Below are 18,813 nucleotides of genomic sequence, written 5' to 3'. Positions count from 1 at the left end.
TCATGTTGAACCGTGCTGTCTTGATGATCAGCGAACAGGAGAATCTTCTCACGCGTGCTGGTAATTCATAAATCAGCACTGCCTTTGTGCAACTAAGCGTAAGGGGTGGACACACCGTCGTTTCTTTGAGCTTAACTACCGAACTTGCTCATGCAGGAAGAACAGACTACCGCTGCCGTTCAGCGCTATTTGAATGAACTGGATGGCAACAAGCCGGTCGAACCGATTGTGCGTGAACTGCTTGGCCGTTCCGTGCATCGGCTCAGGCTACTCTGCTCACACTTTCTTTTTCGCAGCTATCCGCGTCTCACCAAACCACCACTGAATCTGCAGGCTGATGAAATGCTGAGTGCAGTTGTGGAACGGTTACTCAAAGCCATGCATGAAGCCAGGCCCCACACTGTGAGAGAGTTCTTCGGTCTGGCGAGTCAGCATATACGCTGGGAACTGAATGACCTGGCTCGACGCTTAGATACATGGATACCGACGCTTTCCTCGCCCGAGGCAATGATCCAGGACAGCAGTAATTCCGCCGTCACGGTGAATGCCCAGCGAATGCTGGAAGCCATTGATGAGTTGCCGGAAGTGGAGCGTGAGGTGTTCAACTTGATACGCATCCAGGGATTGCAATACTCCGAAGTTGCCCGTGTACTGGGCGTATCGCAGAAGACCATACAACGAAGGCTGAACAAAGGCCTGTTGATTCTTGCTGACAAATTGAGCGACCTACGGCCTGATGGATCTACCGAGATGGTGATATGACTGATGATCCACGGATTAATGAGCTGGTAGAGGAGTTACTCGAATCTGAGCTGACCCCAGAAGAGGTTTGCAGGGATTTCCCCGAACTGTTGCCTGCAGTCCAGGCTCGCTGGGAGAAAGTATTTCGGTTACAGGGCGAGCTTGATGCCTTCTTCCCAAGCTCAACCGATGGAAGGAATGGCCCTTCGTCTCCTACTTTAAACCGATCCATCAACACACTACAAATACCTGGCTACGAAATCCTGTCTGTACTTGGCCAAGGGGGCATGGGAGTTGTCTACCAGGCCAGGCAGTTGAATCTCAACCGTATCGTGGCCCTCAAGATGCTGCTGGGCATGACCTATCGAGGAAGCATCGAACAGGAGCGATTCCAGCGTGAAGCAGAAGCGGTGGCATCGCTTCACAGTGCAAATATCATCCAGATTTATGATGTAGGTGAGAATCAGGGCCAACCCTATTACACGATGGAGTTTGTCGAAGGTGGCAGCCTGGCCCAGGCATTGGCTGGTACACCCCTTCCAACCAGGCAGGCTGCAGAGAAAGCCATTCTTCTTGCTGATGCAGTGGCCATTGCCCATGCGAGTTGCATTGTTCATCGTGATCTGAAACCATCGAATATTCTTCTCACGAGCGATGGTACACTCAAAATCACTGACTTTGGATTGGCACGTAAGCTCAGTAATGATTCCGATTTGACAATGAGTGGGGCCAAACTGGGAACGCCAAGCTACATGGCTCCCGAACAGGCATTGGGGCAGCCCAACTCCATTTGTCCCACGGTAGATATCTACGCGCTTGGGGCGATACTCTATGAAATGCTCACCGGGCGTCCGCCATTTCGAGGCGAGACTGCTTCAGAAACGGAGAGGCAGGTCATTTCAGAAGAGCCGGTACTTCCTTCCAGGCTCAATCCGAGAGTACCCAAAGATCTGGAAACTATTGCTCTTAAATGCATTCGCAAAAACCCAGATCATCGCTACCGCTCAGCGAACGAGTTATCGGACGATCTTCATCGGTTCCTTCGTTGTGAACCAATTCATGCCCGTCCGGTGGGTCGTACAGAAAGAACCTGGCGCTGGATACATCGACATCCTTCAACCACCGGCTTGATCCTGACCGCCGTCCTCCTCTGTGTTATTGCCTTGGGTGCCCTTTGGAGAGAACAGGAATATCGTGTCAGGCATCGGGCTGAATCAGCCCGATGGACGGATCGCTTGGCCTACATGTCCCGCTTGCAGCAAGAGAACCGTTTCGCCGAAGCACGTGCCGTACTGCAAGATGCCCACACCGACGATCCGGAGTTACAGGACAAGATCGAACAAGCTCGTTCACAGCTGAGCCTGGTCGAAGAACTCGATTCGGTCCGCCTGGGTCGCGACCGCCTGCAGGATAATGGCAACATCAATTATGCCGCATCAAGTAAGCAGTATGAAGCTATTTTCCTTAATGCTGACCTTGGCACATATCAAGATGATCCAGAAATCACAGCTGACAAAATGTTGCATTCACCGGTTCGAAAGGCCTTAGTCGCGGCTCTCGACGACTGGGCAGCATGTGCCGAGAAAAAGGAACGCGATTGGGTGTTGCGTGTTGCTCGACGCTTAGATCCCGATCCCTGGCGTGATAGGATACGCGATACCGATGGCTGGGCGAAGAAAGAAAACTTCCCGGCACTCGCCGAGGATGCCGAAGTGGCGGCACAACCTGTTACCCTTATGGTGGCTTTTGGCACGCGCTGGCGGCGATTGGGAGGTGATCCTACTTCCTTTCTCGAACGTGTTCAGCGACAGCACCCAAGCGACTTTTGGGTAAACTTCGAACTCTGCCATTTGCTCGAGAATCTGGACACTATGAAGTCCTTGAGTTACTCGCGTGCTGCTCTGGCGGTGCGGCCTGATTCATCGTGGGTGAACTATAAGCTCGGCATCTGCCATGCCAAGCTTAAGCAAGATGTAGAAGCAATCCCCTATTTTCGTCGCGCTCTGAATGTAGATTCCGGATTCAACATAGCAAGAATCAGCCTTGGTACTTCATTGGCCACTTTGGGAAAAACGGAGCAGGCTATCGACGAATGGAAACGGGTGCTTGCTGTGAAGCCTGAGTTGAGTGATATCCGTCGTGCAGTGGTGGGTTACCTGATACAACTGGGCAAACCTCAGGAAGCGAAGGAGTATTGGCGGAGCCTACTGCAAGGCCGTTCAACCAACTTCGAGGATTGGGATGGTTACGCTGAGTTATGTCTATTCCTAGACGATTCTGCTGAGTACACCCGCGCCTGCAACTTCCTGCTGAAACACTTCGGTTCTCCGAATGATCCTCGTGATTGTGAACGGTTAGGAAGAACCTGTTTACTATTCTCAAACTCATCGGCATTATCCAAAACTGGCAGCAAGTTGATCATTCAGGCTCTCAGCGCTGACAAGAAAACAATTCCCGACTGGGTGGAACCCTACTTTCTATTTGCCTATGCTTTGGCTGAGTATCGACTTGATCGATTTGATGAGGCAGCTCTCATCCTTCAGGGCAAAGCATCTGGAGTTCTGCCACCAGCTCCCAAACTGGTTCTCTCAATGGTCTCGTTCAAGCAAGGTAACGACCGCCAGGCTAAGCATCTGCTCAACGAGGCCCTGCACAACTTCGATTGGAAAGTTACCAATGCACTAACCCGCGAACAGTGGATCTACCATATTCTGCGAAAGGAAGCGGAGCAGTTGATCCTTCATACTGGGGGAAAGTAGCTTATGGATGACTAAGGGGCAACGTATCCCTTGGTTACATGTAGCTTTCAACTTGATTTTCTAGGCCTTTGCTGAGCATGAGTGGGCTGTGTCCCCTCTCGTGTCCTCCTACAATACTCAACTCTTCCATTTCGCGCATGACTAGTTCCTGTGGAACAACGATGAGCATATTTCCCACTATCAATCATCGATGTTGTATCTTCGATAAAGTCTCACGACCTCAGTTTCGTTGCCTCGCTTGATCAGTTCCTTTCGACATTGGTCCGCTAACTTCATGTTGCTGGTTGCCAGGTAGATTTCGGTTTGGATCAGGAGTGGCTGGTGATTGTCAGGCTCAGATGTTGACCACTTTTCCAGATAGTAGAGTGCAGCTTTATCGAGTCGGCGTCTCCAGTATTCGAGTGCCTGCTCGCGATACCGCTGCGATTTCGAACGAAGAGCAGTATTCGGAAACCCTGCCAATACTTGTCGTCGCTGGGATAACTCGTCAGTACTCAGCCAGCGTGGCACTTCCTGGGTCAGGGCAGTCCCGGTGTATGCCTCAGCATATTGTTCATACCAGGTGCGATCATGATCAGATGGTCCAGGTAACGGCCAGGTACTTGCGATGCCACTCTCATCCATGATCAGGAGCGAACGGCTATCGGGACTGAATCTTAAGGTAAGAATGCGATGGTGGTTATGAATGATTGGCCCGACTGCCAGACCAGTGATGGCGTCACGGATACGAACGCGATGAGTTCCAACACCAATGGCCAGCCAGCGGTTATCAGGACTGAAGATCATCTGCCGAATAATATCGTTGTGGTCCTGGTACTCACCAATGCGAGTACCGTTCTCCAGGTTCCATAGCCCAACCACCCCTTCCGTGTTGCCCACCGCCAGGCGTGTCAAACTCTGATTGAGTGCAAGGCTGCTTTCGTTTTTTTCTAAGCTGACTTCCTGCAGTTCATACTTTTCCAGACGTTTTGCATTACCCTGCACCTTTCCATTCATCGAGAACCGTGTGACTTCAGCCTGCTTCAGGTCGATCATGCAAATCTGTTGCTGTTTCTGATCGAGACGGATCAATGGAGCATATGATGTCGGAACGAGTTCATTTACTGCTGAACCCGTTTTCATGTCCCAAATCCGGAAGCCCGGCTGAGTACTCCAACCGTGTCGAGTTGCTGACAGAAGTTGCTTGTCGTCCTCGGTGAACGACAGGGTGATAACTGGGCCAGGATGACGGAAGCTCAGAGGTACAGCATAATCTTGCTGATTAAGAAACTTGTTCTCTTGAAAGTCATACAGCAAAATGCCAGCTACCATACCAATCGCCAGGTAGCGTTTGTCGTGGCTGAAGGCCAATGAATGGACGTATTGCGGCACCTCGTTAATGGTGTGAAGCAAGCGGCCTGTTATGGCATCGACCACCTTGATCTGATGTGCCGTTCGTGCATGATTGGAGGCTAGTGCCACCAGTCGACTGTCGTGACTCCAGGTAGGCAGAATTTCGACATCGTGAATTGCAGTGCCGTAGTAATCACCTGTGTCCGTACGCATCAGGAAGGCACGGGTCGAATTCTGTCGTTGCTGTATCAGAATCAGACTTTTCTGGTCAGGGCTCAGGGACGCGCTGCTAAACGGCGATTCCAGCTTTATTGCCTGATTCTTGATGACCTCAGGTGAGTGTAACATTCTTGCCTCATCATACATTCTGATGAGGTTTGAGTTGCAAAGAGCAAGCGTGGGATTTGATGGATTCATCAGGCTGCTTTGGGCACTGGGAAGCGAAGTAATGGTAGTCATATACGGCTGTTGATCCGCCAAATCATAAAAGCGAAGAGTCTTGTTTGATTCGAAGGCCAGCCCGATTACGCCATTGGGATGTTTATTGAACGAGCGGGGGGACCAAGGGCGATACTTGCCATTCTGAAGATACAATTGCCCGCCCATTAATGATGCTGCACTAAGATGAACGATATTCCGGGCAGGTGAATGGATGGATGGATACTGCATAACAGTTTCCTGAGACATCTCCTTTCCGGTCAGTAGTGTTCTGCACCTGTGGTTGCCGTCAGCATCGCCTTCGAGAACGAGCCATGTGCCGTCAGCAGACTTTAATGGCTCCAAGACACCAAGAATACTGCCAATGATTTCTGGGCCAGCTGGTGTGCCATCTTTGATGTGAAATGCCTGGAGGATACTCCTTTTGTTCATAGGTACATCAAGTAACTCCGATCGGACAACAACCAGATCTGGATCGTCCAGGAAATGGATACGACAGAAGCCATATTTCCTGCCTTCCTTCATCATGGTGATGGGCTTGCCCAGGGGTCGCAGGGTCTTCGCATCAAAGAGATAGCCTATGCGGAGACCGGGAACGGCTTTTGCATCGATCAACGCGAATCGGTTTTCATCCGGCACTGAAGTGATGTTGAGCGGTTCGTTGATGGCATCGAGTTTGACGCGCTCGTTCAGTTTGCCCGTGTAGGTATCGCGGCGAAGAAAGAACCCATCCTTCCAGGTCAACAGTTCATCGCCACCATTAATGAAACACAGTACCCTTTCGTCATGGAGATCGTGCTGCCAGAGCACCCGTGGTACATATTGCAGCCATGCATCGATATTCAGACGAATGGCATTCTGAAAGGCGGTATCTTCCTCGGGTACCAGTTTCCAGGCGCGCAGCATCGATGGGATTGCCTGATCGATCTTGCCACCTTCGGCGAGTGTCATGGCCTGGTTAAAGAGTAACGATGCCGATTGTGCATGAGCCAGTTTACGCTCCTCCATCGCTTGCCTGCTGGCCGCGTCGGCACGCTGTGCTTGTTTGGTGGCTTCCTCAGCATGGAAGTTGGCGTTAATGGCAAAGAACAGAGAGACTACACTGCCGACGAGAAGAAATAGCAGAGCTATCAGAATAGTAGCAGCCAAAGCAGGCTTACGTTGCGACCAGAACCAGAGACGTTCCCAACTGGTAACCGGGCGAGCGGAAATAGGCTCGCCTCGCAGAAACCGCTGTAGATCGTTGCTGAGGTCCAGGGCTGATGCATAGCGATTGCCCGGATCACGCATCAGGCACTTATGGCAGATCGTCGCCAGGTCCGGGGGTATGGGTTTGCCGATCTGAGATAGCGGCTTGATCTCTTCCTGAATGACCTTTAGCACCGTCTCCATCGATGTGCTGGCAACGTGTGGTGGCTGACCGGAGAGGAGTTCATAGAGAATAGCTCCCAGACCGTAGATATCGGTGGCCGGGCCGATCTGTTTGTTGCCGCGAGCTTGTTCCGGTGAAAGGTAACTCGGCGTCCCCATCACCTGACCTGTCTGAGTCAACGCCGTATTGTCATCCACTAACTTGGCCAAACCAAAATCTGTGATCTTGGGGATGAACTCACTGATCGGTAAATCTGCTTGCGAGATTCTGGCTCGCTGCTCTGCTGTCTGGTTGACTGAGAGCATGGCTGAACTGATGCTGGAAGCGCCAGAGCGAGTCGCCAGAAGGATATTGCTCGGCTTCACATCACGGTGAACGATCCCCAGGGTATGGGCATAGTGCAACCCGCGAGCAAGCTGTTCAATCAAAGCCGCGGCATCTCGTGCAGCCAGTTTGTGCGACCACAGATAGTGGGACAGTGTCCCCCCTTCGATCCACTCCAGCACCAGGAATGGTAACTGCTGATGTTGCCCTACTTCATAAATCTGGACAATGTTGGGATGCTGTAGCCTGGCAACCACCTCGCTTTCCTTGAGGAATCGCTGTTCTTCCTGTTTTCCTCCATACTTTCCACTGACCACCATCTTGATGGCTACTTTGCGCTTCAGGGAGGTATCCCAGGCCAGGTAAACCACACCCATGCCGCCACGCCCGGTTTCCTCGAGTATCTGATATCGCCCGAGTGATCGAGGCATTTCACCAGAAGGCGGTACTTCCCGGGATGACTCCAATGCCCGATTGTCTTGGTAAAGACTTTTCTGCTGTAACACCTGGATGACTGAATCGGAGACTCCATCCAACTTTTCCAGGTTGCTGAGGCAGCTTGGACAGTTCTCTGCGTGCTGAAACAATTCTTCGCTGGTGAGTTCATCCAGCTCTCCCAACTGGAGTGCCAGCAGTTTCTCCGGTGTGGGACACGAATCCATGGAGGGCATGTCTTGTGAACTCAAATCAAGATAAAGGTATGCCAGCGGTGCATTCCACCATTATCATAATTGCATCTGGTGTGACAGCACCGGGATTGACAGGAAACGTGGATGTCAGCACCAGGCGAAAATCGCACGAATACCAGCCAGAAGACTTCCTTAAGTCTACTGGCTCGGTTGCGTGAAAACGATGGAGATGCCTGGAAACGGTTGGCTGAACTCTACCAGCCCCTGGTGCTGCACTGGGTAAAGCGCCGGGGTGTGCAGGAATCAGATTCCGATGATGTTGTGCAGGAAGTGTTCCATGCTGCTTCCCAATCGTTGCAGCATTTCCGCAAAGAGAAACCGGAAGATACCTTTCGTGGCTGGTTGCGAGGTATAGTCAACCATCAAGTGCTGATGTACTTCCGAAAAACGGGCAAGCAGCCGCAAGCCAGTGGTGGCACCGAAGCTATGCTGTTCATCCACAATGTTGCACAACATCAGTCCGATCCAGGGCTTGATGAAGACAGTGCTGTCATGCTGAATGATCTGTACCACCGGGCCCTGGAACTGGTCCGGAAAGAATTTGAAGAAGTGACGTGGCGGGCATTTTGGCGTGTTGTCATTGATGGCCAGCAGCCAGCTCTGGTCGCTGAAGAAATGGGCGTCTCCCCCTCCGCCATTCGACAGGCGAAATCGAGAATCTTACGCCGTTTGAAGCAGGAAATAGGCGAATTGATTCAGTAACGGCCCCTTCGGCCCAACCCGACAGAACATTTTTTCCAAAATGCTGTCACACGCGTTGCAATAAGTAGATAGGGAATTATTTCTTTATCGCTTGCTGGAACGCTGCCATGTCGAAGAAACGCCTTCTGTCTCTGAGCCACATCCGTCGTAAATTGTTGTTTGGATGTGTCTTAGGTATTCTACCCATGGGGCAAGCCTGGTCTCAGGATACCACCTGGACCGGGGCAGCCAACAGTAATTGGGATTTGGTTTCCAGTAACTGGTCCGGACTTTGGCAAAACGGCCAAACCGCGATTTTTGCCGGAGCTAATCAGAATCCGATCACGGTCAGTCCCGTCTCCGCCTTTGGCATTTCCTTTACTTCGGGGGCATACACCCTCAATTCGGGAACCATTACCCTGGTCTCCGGGGGCAGCAGTGCTTCAGGGTTGGTTGCCGGGGAAATCCGGGTGGCCACCGGGCTAACTGCCAACATCAACTCGGTCCTCGCTGGCAGCGTCGGGATGACAAAAACGGGACTGGGATCGCTGGTCCTCTCCGGCAACAACACCTACTCCGGCGGCACAACCATTACCGGCGGGACGCTACAGGTCGGCAATGGTTCCAATACCGGCAGCCTGGGAAGCGGGACAGCCACGATCAATTCCGGCACCACCCTGCGTTACTTCCGGAACGATCAACACACACTGACGACAAGCTTTACCGGCACCGGGACACTGAACTTTATCGGTACGGGAGTCGCAAACCAATCCTCGTACATCCTCACGGGCATCAATAACAGCAGCTTAGCTGGTACGTTGCAAGTCGGCAGCCCCGGCGGCAATGGTGCCCGCGTCGTCGTCAATAATCAGAATCAACTGGGCACCGCTGCCGTCACCGTCAACAGCGGCAGCCAGATATTCATGCAATCTGGAACGTACTCCAATAACTTCACGCTCAACGGCATCGGTTGGCTGGAAGGCGCGAATAGTCTCGGTGCCCTGCGAATGGATAGCGGTTCGACAGTCACCGGAAGTGTCACCCTCGCCGGTAACAGCCGTATAGGGACATCCTCCTCAGCCACAGTCTCCGGAGTCATCAGTGGTGGCTTTGCCCTGGAGAAAACGCTGACAGGAACCCTGACGCTCTCTGGCAATAACACCTACACCGGTGGCACCAGCCTCAGTGCGGGCACCCTGAGTGTGAGCAGTAATAGTAATCTGGGCAACGCCGCCGGCGGACTGACCTTCAACGGCGGCACGCTACAAGTCAATGGTACCAGTTTCACCAATAACACTCGCTCCATTAGCTGGGGTGCCACCGGCGGTGGCTTCGATATTGCCAACGCTGCCAACACCTTCACTGTTTCCCAAAACCTGGGTGCAGGTGGCAGCCTGACCAAACTCGGTGCCGGTTCGCTCGTCCTCTCCGGAGCCAACACCTACACCGGCGGGGTGAATCTAAATGCTGGTACCTTGAGCGTGGGGGCGGATAACAACCTCGGGGCCGCTGCAAACGCCCTCACCTTCAACGGTGGCACCCTGCAAACCACCGGCACCTTCACCACCGCTCGCGGCACCACGCTCAATGCCCCCGGTGGCAGCATCGATGTGGCCAGCAGCACGACTCTCACCCATAGTGGTCTCATCAGTGGTGCAGGCGGACTTACCAAACTGGGTGCCGGCACGCTGATTCTCAGCGGAGCCAACACCTACACCGGAGGGACGACGCTGGCGGGAACAGCGGGTTCGACCGTCATCCTGGGTAACCCGAGCGCCCTGGGGGCCAACACCAACAGCCTGACGGTCAACGCTGGCAATACGCTCGATCTGAATGGCCAATTTGCTGGAGATGGTGTCAGTGTCGGAACCTTGACCGGGACGGGAACGATCATCAATAATCATCCATCTTTCGGAGCAAACCTCTCAGTGGGTCAGGGCAATGTCTCCAGCACCTTTGCCGGGAGCCTGCAAGATGCTGGCGCATCCAAGCCGTTGAATCTGAATAAAGTGGGCACCGGGACATTGACCCTGACGGGGAACAATACACATAATAACACGATAATTTCAGGGGGCATCCTCAGTGTCGCCAGCAGCAGCAACCTGGGGGCCACAGGTAGCCTGAAATTCTCGAGCTCAGGAAGCACCCTGCAAATCACTGGCAGCAGTGGTTTTACATACGACGGTATTGTTTACTTAACCGCTCCCGGGACGGTCGAGATTACTGATCCCGCCAACACCATCACCTTTAGCTGGCAATTAGTAAATTCTGGAAGTCTCACCAAAGCCGGCCCGGGCACCCTTACGCTGACAAATACAGATAGTACTTACAGCGGTGGCACCTTCCTTAACGGCGGCACCCTGAGTGTGAGCAGTAATATCAACCTGGGCAGCACCATCGGCGGCGGCGGCGGCGGCGCCCTCACCTTCAACGGCGGCACGCTGCAAGTCACCGGCACCAGCTTTACCAACAACACTCGCTCCATTACCTGGGGTACCAACGGCGGCGGCTTCGATATTGCCAACGCTGCCAACACCTTCACCGTTTCCCAAAACCTGGGTGCAGGGGGCAGCCTGACCAAACTCGGTGCCGGTACCCTCGTCCTCTCCGGAGCCAACACCTACACCGGGGGCACCAACCTGAACGCCGGAATCCTCAGGGTGGCAGGAGATGGCAACCTGGGCAACAGCAGCGGCGGACTCACCTTCAACGGCGGCACGCTGCAAACCACCGGCACCTTCACCACTGCCCGTGGCACCACGCTCAATGCCCCTGGTGGCAGTATCGATGTGGCCAGCAGCACGACTCTCACCCATAGTGGTCTTATCAGTGGTGCCGGCGGACTCACCAAACTCGGTGCCGGCACGCTGATTCTCAGCGGAGCCAACACCTACAACGGCGGCACCAACCTGGCGGGAGCAGCGGGTTCGACCGTCATCCTGGGTAACGCCAGTGCCCTGGGGGCTGGCACTAACAGCCTGACGGTCAACGCTGTTAACACGCTGGATGTGAATGGTTTGTCTGTCAATGTTGGAGCTTTGGCCGGTACGGGAACGATCATCAACAATCCCGCAACCAATGTCGGTGGCATCTTGCGCGTCGGCAATGGTAATGTCTCCAGCACGTTCGATGGCACACTGCAAGATGGTAGCGTATCCAAGCCATTGACCCTGAACAAATTGGGCAGCGGGACGTTGACCCTGACGGGGAACAATACCCATTCAGTTACGCAAATCTCAGGGGGCATCCTCAGTGTTTCCAGCATATCCAACATGGGGGCTGGTACTGGAGATTTGGTTTTCCTTAGCTCTGTAGGCACCCTTCAGATCACTGGTAGCAGTCCATTCACTTACAGTGGTGGGGTTAAATTGACCGCTCCCGGCACGGTCGAAATTACCGATCCCGCCAACACGATCACCTTCAGCTCGGTAATCCAACACGGTGGAAGTCTCACGAAAGCTGGCCCGGGTAAACTCGTGCTGACAAATTCACCGAATTCCTACTCCGGTGGCACCATCTTCGCAGGCGGAACCCTGAGTGTGAGCAGTGATGGCAATCTGGGCTTGGGAGGTCTTACCTTCAACGGCGGCACCCTGCAAGTCACCGGCACCAGTTTCACCAACAACACTCGCTCCATCACCTGGGGCGCTAACGGCGGCGGCTTCGATATTGCCAATGCCGCTAACACCTTCACCGTTTCTCAAGCACTTGGAGCGGGTGGCAGCCTGACCAAACTCGGCGCCGGTACCCTCGTCCTCTCCGGAGCCAACACCTACACCGGCGGCACCAACCTGAACGCCGGAATTCTCAGCGTGGCCGGCGATGGCAACCTGGGTAACAGTGGCGATGGCCTCAACTTTAACGGAGGCATCCTGAGAATCACTGGTACATCCTTTTCCAATAATGTTCGTCCCATCAACTGGGGGGGCAACGGTGGTGGATTCGATATCGCTAGCGCTCCCCATACCTTTACGGTCTCTCAGGCTCTTACTGCGGGTGGCAACCTTACCAAGTCGGGCGCGGGCACGCTCGTGCTCGCCAATAACAACTCCTACACCGGCACCACCACCGTTAGTGCAGGAACCCTGCAAGTAGGCAACGCGGCATTCACCGGAAGCCTGGGAGCGGGTTTAGTGACCATCAATCCCGGCGCCACCTTACGCTACTACCGGAACGATCTCTCCAGTTTCAGCACCACCTTTTCCGGTAACGGCACCCTGAACTATTTCGGGACGGGGAACCAGAATGAATCGACCTATCTCCCCACCGGCAACAACAGCGGCTTCACCGGCACGGTGCAAGTGGGTAATTCTGCAGGTGGAAATGGTGCCCGCGTTGCCGTGACCACGCAGAATCAACTGGGGGCAGGGCCTGTCGTGGTGAACACTGGCAGCCAGGTCTACCTGCAGTCTGGAACGTATGCGAACAATTTCACCATCAATGGTAACGGCTGGCTGGAAAACTCGGGTAACCTTGGTGCCTTGCGGATAGATGCGGGCTCAACGATCACCGGGAGTGTCACCCTCGCCGGGAACAGCCGGATCGGGTCATCCACCACGGCTAGCGTCTCCGGGGTGATCAGTGGTGGTTTTAGTTTAGAGAAGGTGTCGTCCGGTACGCTCACCCTTTCCGCAGCCAATACCTACACCGGTCCCACAACCGTCATTGGCGGTGCGTTGATCATCAATGGCAATCAGTCAGCAGCCACTGGCGACTACACGGTCAACGCTGGCGCTACCCTGGGGGGCAGTGGCATCGTCGGCAAGCTGGTCAACTTCAATGGAGGCACGGTCAGCCCGGGCAACCCCGGCGACACGGGTATCCTGACGATCAATGGCGGCATCAACTTCAATGCGGGGTCCAGCTTCCGTGTTGAGTTGCAGGGAAGCGTGGTAGGTACCGGCTACGATCAACTGATCCTCAACAGCACCACACAAAGTTATGTGATGGTGCCTGGCATTCAGTTGATTGGCGACCGCTTAGGAACCTACCAGGCTAACTTCCTCGATTCCTTCATGATCCTCAAAGGCAGCAACCTGGGCATCGGTACCTTTGCTGGCTTGAGTGATGGTGCTCTCTTTAACTTCGACGGCCAGGTCTTCCAGATACGCTACAACGTGCCGGATTTGTACACGGTGACCCCACAGTTCGGCATCACCTGGACCGGCGACGATGGCTTCGGCAACTACGGTGCCGACAACGGTGGCAACATCGTGATCGCCGCCGTGCCCGAACCGGGTACCTGGGCATTGATTCTGGGAACGCTAAGCATTTGCGGCTATGTGGCGTATCGCCGCAATTCGAAATCCAGCAGTCTTGAGGAATTGGTAGAGGAAGACTGTTAGTTCATCAATTATCTCATGAGTGAGTCGTGTAACCAAGGGATGCTTAGTCTCTTGGTTACAGGTTTCAACAACTGCTCTTTAGTTCCAATATCCAGATATGCTGGTTTTGTCCTCTTCGGTGTCACCATGTAAACCCTGCCACTTTTCGTTCTTTTCAAATGGGAAAACCCAACCATCAACTCAGAATTTCTTTACATACTTTACCATGCACATCGGTCAGCCTGAAATCACGGCCGGCATAGCGGTAGGTTAAGCGTGTGTGATCAAACCCCAGCAGGTGCAGCATCGTCGCATGCAGATCGTGTACATGCATAGGTTTCTCAACGGCGCGAAAGCCAAACTCGTCCGTGCTGCCTTGCACGATCCCCCCCTTGATACCGCCACCGGCCAGCCAGCACGTGAAACCATAATGGTTGTGATCACGTCCATTGAGCTGAGGCAGTTCCGCTACAGGCGTTCTGCCAAACTCGCCACCCCACAATACTAGAGTTGAATCAAACAAACCCCTCTGTTTCAAATCGGACAGGAATGCAGCTATCGGTTGATCCCACTGGGCCGCCAGTGCTCGATGTTGCTTCTCCAGCCCATCATGATTGTCCCAGGGCTGCCCTGCTCCGCTCCAGAGCTGGATGAAACGAACACCTCTTTCAATTAAGCGGCGCGTGTAGAGCAGTTGTCTTCCATGGGTGGTGTGGCCGTAACGGTCTCGAGTAGCTGGCGTCTCTTTGTTGAGATTGAATACTTCAGCTGCATCGCTCTGCATGCGAAATGCCAGCTCAAAAGTACGAATGCGTGATTCAAGCATCTGATCCTGCTGACGAGCCTGCAAGTGCTGCTCGTTCAAGTGCCGAACCAGATCAAGTTGTTCCCGCTGCCGCTGTGGGGTCATGCTGGTGTTGTGGATATATTCGACGAGTTTATCAATCTGAGTGTGCTGGCTGTCGATATAGGTTCCCTGATAGACACCAGGCATAAAGGCAGACCGCCAGTTTTGTGTGGTAACAATGGGATACCCACCAGGACACATGACAACAAAACCGGGTAAATTCTTGCTCTCGCTGCCGAGACCGTAGGTAACCCATGAGCCAAAGCTGGGACGAGGCAGTCTGCCATCACCACAATTCATCAGTAAGAGTGAAGGTTCATGATTAGGCACATCGGCATGCATCGACCGGATGATACACATATCATCGATGTGTTCAGCTGTTCTGGAAAATAGCTCACTTACTTCGATCCCAGATTGGCCATACTTCTTGAAAGCAAATGGAGAGCGCATTGCTACTCCGGTCTTGCGCTCCGTACGGAAGTTCTGGATAGGCAGTGGCTTGCCGTGATTACGGTCAAGCATCGGCTTGGGATCAAATGTATCAACCTGTGAAGGCCCCCCGTTCATGAAGAGATGCACGACATGCTTGGCCTTGCCCGGAAAATGAGGTGGGCGGGGAGTCATAGGATCAAGTGAGGGTGGCTCCATCACCAATGCATGATCATCTGCGAGTACCCCTGCCAATGCCATCATTCCCAGGCCGGTCCCGCACTTTTGCAGCATATTTCGTCGGGAATACAGATGCATCAAACGCTCCAATTAATCCACAAACGCAAACTCATTCGTCATCATCAGACCATGTATGAGGTCAATCCAGCGATCCTGGCCTGGTTTGCCTCCCAGGTACTGCTGAGCAAGCATAAGTTCCCGCTCTCTTGGAACGCGCTGAAACAGTATTCGATACACTGCATGAAGCTTTTCCAAGTTGGTTATGCCCTGCTGAACTTCTTTCATCGCACCGATTCGACCAGCAGCTTCCCGCACCATCGGTCCGTTCATAAGAAACAGTGCCTGGGGAGCTACCGTCGTCAGGTTACGTTGTGGCGAGCTGTTGGCTGGGTTGGGTACATCGAATGTCGTGAGCAGGCTGGGGAAATCGAGTCGATCCACATACCCATAGATGGCCCGTCTGTTCTTGCCGGCAAAGAGGGGCGCCGATGGCCCGCCCATGGTAGCATCAAGTTGGCCGGACACGCTCAAGATGGAATCATGCAGTGCCTCGAACTCCAGCCGTTTGCGATTCATTTTCCATAGCAAACGGTTCTCGGAATCCCTGGCCAAAGCCTCCGTTCGATCCAGACTCTGCTGCTGATACACTGTGGATAACATGATCTGACGGTGTAATCGCTTCAGCGACCAACCATGTTCCATGAAATCAGCAGCCAGGAAATCGAGTAATTCTGGGTGACTTGGCTTAGAGCCTCGCAAGCCAAAGTCACTCGGTGTATCAACCAACCCGGTGCCGAAGTGATGCATCCAGATACGATTCACCGTGACACGGGAAGTCAGTGGATTCTTCTTCGATGTAACTTCCTGCGCAAGTTCCAGCCGTCCACTGCCGTTTTTAAACGGTTTTCGCTGTGGATTTACAACTGCGAGGAATTGCCGAGGTACATGTTCACCCATTCGGTTAGGTTGACCACGCAGAAACACGCTCGGTTCATAAGGTCTGGTTGCATCGTTCAGCACCATGGCCCGGGCCGGCCCCTTGGCGCAATGAACTTCCACATCCTTGATCAGTTTCTTGTATTCTTCCTGCGTTGCCCTGTCTGGAAATAGAGAAAGGAAACCCCAGTCTAATTCAAGCGGCGCATCAGCAGCGGACTGTGGACCGTAGAGTACGTTACGCAGTTGTTCCGCATCAGGATCGTCCAGTTTGACGGGAAGCGGCTTGCCCCTGAAATACGATCTGATAAGTAGATGCTTCCAGCGACGCTCGATGCTTTCGAGCAACTGTCCATAACGTTTTGCCACTTCCTGCATATCTCGCGGAGGCGTCAGAAACAGCTTCTTGACCAGTGGATTCAAGCCACTCTCCGCTTTGATGCTTTGATTTATCCTTTCGCTTCTTGCAGCAAACTCCTTCTCACCCAATACTGCAAATGCATGCCAGGGTTTCCAGAGTTGATCGCCTCGCTTGCCCGCTTCCTCGATATAAACCCGCCAGCGGTTGATCATGGTCGGATTCAGATCGCCCTTGTCAGCAATCAGCATGAAGTCATCAGCCGGCGGCTGATTGCGCGTGGCATAGACTGCCAATAAATATTCCGTCACACGTTGACGGGCGCCCGTCACCAGTTCCTGATGCCGGGCTGATACGAAGTTTAGAAGTTTCTTCTCCAGTAATGTCAGTTCTTTTTCAAATTTCTCATACTCCTTCGTGTGGGGAGTCTGCTCCCAGAGCGGCGGCACCAACGGCTCCGTACTGCTTCTGAAAACACCGTACAGCGAGTAGTAATCAGCCTGCAAGACTGGGTCAAACTTATGATCGTGGCACCGGGCGCACGTGACGGTGAGACCCAATAACCCACGCGAGAGTACATCAATGCGATCATCGATAATGTCATGGGTATTATTCATGAAGTGCCCGCCAACGGTCAGAAATCCCAGGGCTGCCAAGGATTTCGTATCTTCCAGTTTCAGTTGATCTGCAGCCAGTTGCTCTTGTATGAAGCGGTCGAACGGTACATCCCTGTTGAATGCATTGATAACGTAATCACGATAAGTGAATGCCCACGGATAGTTCTTATCTTCGAAGAAGACATACCCTTTATTATCGGCGTAACGGGCGACATCGAGCCAGTGCCGTGCCCAGCGCTCGCCATAGCGTGAGGAAGCGAGCAGTCGGTCAATCATCCTGGTGTAAGCGTCGGGCGAAGTGTCGGCAACAAATGCATTTACTTCCTCAATGGTTGGTGGCAGTCCATGCAGGTCAAACGTTGCACGGCGAATCAGGGTATATTTCTCTGCCGGTGCCGATGGTTGAATGCCTGCCTTATCGAGTGATGCCAGAATGAAGCAATCAATCGGGGTTCGTATCCAGTTCTTATTGGTGACAGTAGGTGGTTTGAAATGAACAATAGGTTGAAACGACCAGTGTTTTTTTGCAACAGTGGCAATGGTTTCAGGGGAAGCAAGTCTGATGTTTTCCGGCCAGGGCAGGCCTGTCTCAATCCACTTCTCGATAGCTTTGATTTCTGCCTCCGATAATTTACCCGACGGCGGCATCTGTACATCACCCTGGTGCAGAAGAACTTCCATCAATCTGCTTTTGTCTGGCTGCCCAGCTGTTACGATGACACCGCTATTGCTGCCCTTGAGTACAGCATCTCTCGAATCGAGTCGCAACTTGACCTTGGCAACATTCGATCCATGACAGGCAAGACATTTCTCTGCCAGGATAGGTCGGATTTGCTTCTCGAAGAACTCCACTTTCTCTGCTGAAAATTGCTGTCCCGGTGCCGGCGTTACTGGCAACATGAGATGCAGCATAACAAGAAAAGACCAACGCATAAGCAAACCAGTAGGAAAATGGAAAACAACACAATGCAGGCGGGTTGACTTAGCTTAACTGATTCAGGTTTGAGTTGCAATTTATTAGACAGTTGGAATTCCGCGCAATCAATTGCATTAATAGATTGGTTGCGGGTATGTGATAAGAGCAGGAACAGTCGACCAAATGGGCATCAAGGCAGACCAATATCCGGTATCATCAGAAGTCGGTTTAAACACTAGTTACCCAGACGCTTGCGAACGATCTTGAGGTGATGATTGATGTGTCCTACCAGGATGTAAGCAAGCGCTCTCACTGTGACAGGATGATCGGAAGCTACGCCTCGATTATCCCAGGCTTCCGGTTTGATACGGCGTAGAAGAAGAACATTCGCCTGACGAAGGTGAATCAGCTCATTGAGCAGCGCTGGCAGCGTTGGTTTCACATAATCGTTGTTGACAATATAGGGGTCCTGATCCATTCCAGGAATCGGTTGTAGATCGCCCGAAGCAAAACGATGAAGTCGCTCAGCGAAGATTCGTTCAGCATCAATGAGATGACCGACCACTTGCTTCATGGTCCAGGTATAGGGAGGATGTAATTTCATCGCCTCCTGCTCACTGACATTTCCCAGGACAGAACGAAGTTCCGAGATCTGTCCGTCGAGCAAGTTGAAAAAATCGCCTGCAGGAACGCAATTAATGTAGTTTTGGTAATACTCGAAATACTCATCTGCCTCTGGTCGGCGTGTGTAATCGGGTTGATGGGACATGATTTCTCCTTAGCTGATAGTCTTTGATGCGGGAGGCCATT

General features: G+C 53.0%; 8 protein-coding genes. 4 read left to right on the top strand and 4 right to left on the bottom strand.

Features of this window, described 5'->3' with window-relative positions:
* Positions 1 to 150: 150 nt before the first annotated feature.
* Positions 151 to 762, top strand: coding sequence for a sigma-70 family RNA polymerase sigma factor (locus tag JNJ77_11440; protein MBL8823193.1), 612 nt, complete (start codon positions 151 to 153; stop codon positions 760 to 762).
* Complete coding sequence (locus tag JNJ77_11435) at positions 759 to 3,500, top strand: protein kinase (GenBank protein ID MBL8823192.1); 2,742 nt, start codon at positions 759 to 761, stop codon at positions 3,498 to 3,500. Before JNJ77_11440 ends, JNJ77_11435 begins: the two co-directional genes overlap by 4 nt.
* Before the next feature lie 180 nt (positions 3,501 to 3,680).
* Here JNJ77_11435 and JNJ77_11430 read toward each other — a convergent pair whose 3' ends face one another.
* Positions 3,681 to 7,637, bottom strand: a complete 3,957-nt coding sequence (locus tag JNJ77_11430) for a protein kinase (protein ID MBL8823191.1) — start codon at positions 7,635 to 7,637, stop codon at positions 3,681 to 3,683.
* Between the two features lie 102 nt (positions 7,638 to 7,739).
* Between JNJ77_11430 and JNJ77_11425 the strand changes: the two genes are divergently transcribed.
* Positions 7,740 to 8,357 (top strand): sigma-70 family RNA polymerase sigma factor, encoded by a 618-nt coding sequence (locus JNJ77_11425; GenBank protein ID MBL8823190.1) that lies wholly within the window; start codon positions 7,740 to 7,742, stop codon positions 8,355 to 8,357.
* Between the two features lie 107 nt (positions 8,358 to 8,464).
* Complete coding sequence (locus JNJ77_11420) at positions 8,465 to 13,681, top strand: autotransporter-associated beta strand repeat-containing protein (protein MBL8823189.1); 5,217 nt, start codon at positions 8,465 to 8,467, stop codon at positions 13,679 to 13,681.
* Positions 13,682 to 13,856: 175 nt separating this feature from the next.
* Here JNJ77_11420 and JNJ77_11415 read toward each other — a convergent pair whose 3' ends face one another.
* The 3 genes from JNJ77_11415 to JNJ77_11405 all read right to left on the bottom strand — a co-directional run bounded on the left by JNJ77_11415 (position 13,857) and on the right by JNJ77_11405 (position 18,772).
* Positions 13,857 to 15,200 (bottom strand): DUF1501 domain-containing protein, encoded by a 1,344-nt coding sequence (locus JNJ77_11415; protein MBL8823188.1) that lies wholly within the window; start codon positions 15,198 to 15,200, stop codon positions 13,857 to 13,859.
* Positions 15,201 to 15,266: 66 nt separating this feature from the next.
* A complete protein-coding gene (locus tag JNJ77_11410) occupies positions 15,267 to 18,020 on the bottom strand; it encodes a PSD1 domain-containing protein (GenBank protein ID MBL8823187.1) in 2,754 nt (917 codons plus the stop codon).
* A gap of 218 nt (positions 18,021 to 18,238) precedes the next feature.
* Positions 18,239 to 18,772, bottom strand: coding sequence for a DinB family protein (locus JNJ77_11405; protein ID MBL8823186.1), 534 nt, complete (start codon positions 18,770 to 18,772; stop codon positions 18,239 to 18,241).
* Positions 18,773 to 18,813 lie beyond the last annotated feature (41 nt).

Source organism: Planctomycetia bacterium (assembly GCA_016795155.1).
Taxonomy (GTDB): domain Bacteria; phylum Planctomycetota; class Planctomycetia; order Gemmatales; family HRBIN36; genus JAEUIE01.
The sequence above is the reverse complement of the archived record's forward strand: the minus strand, read 5'-3'. Positions and strand labels throughout refer to the sequence as shown.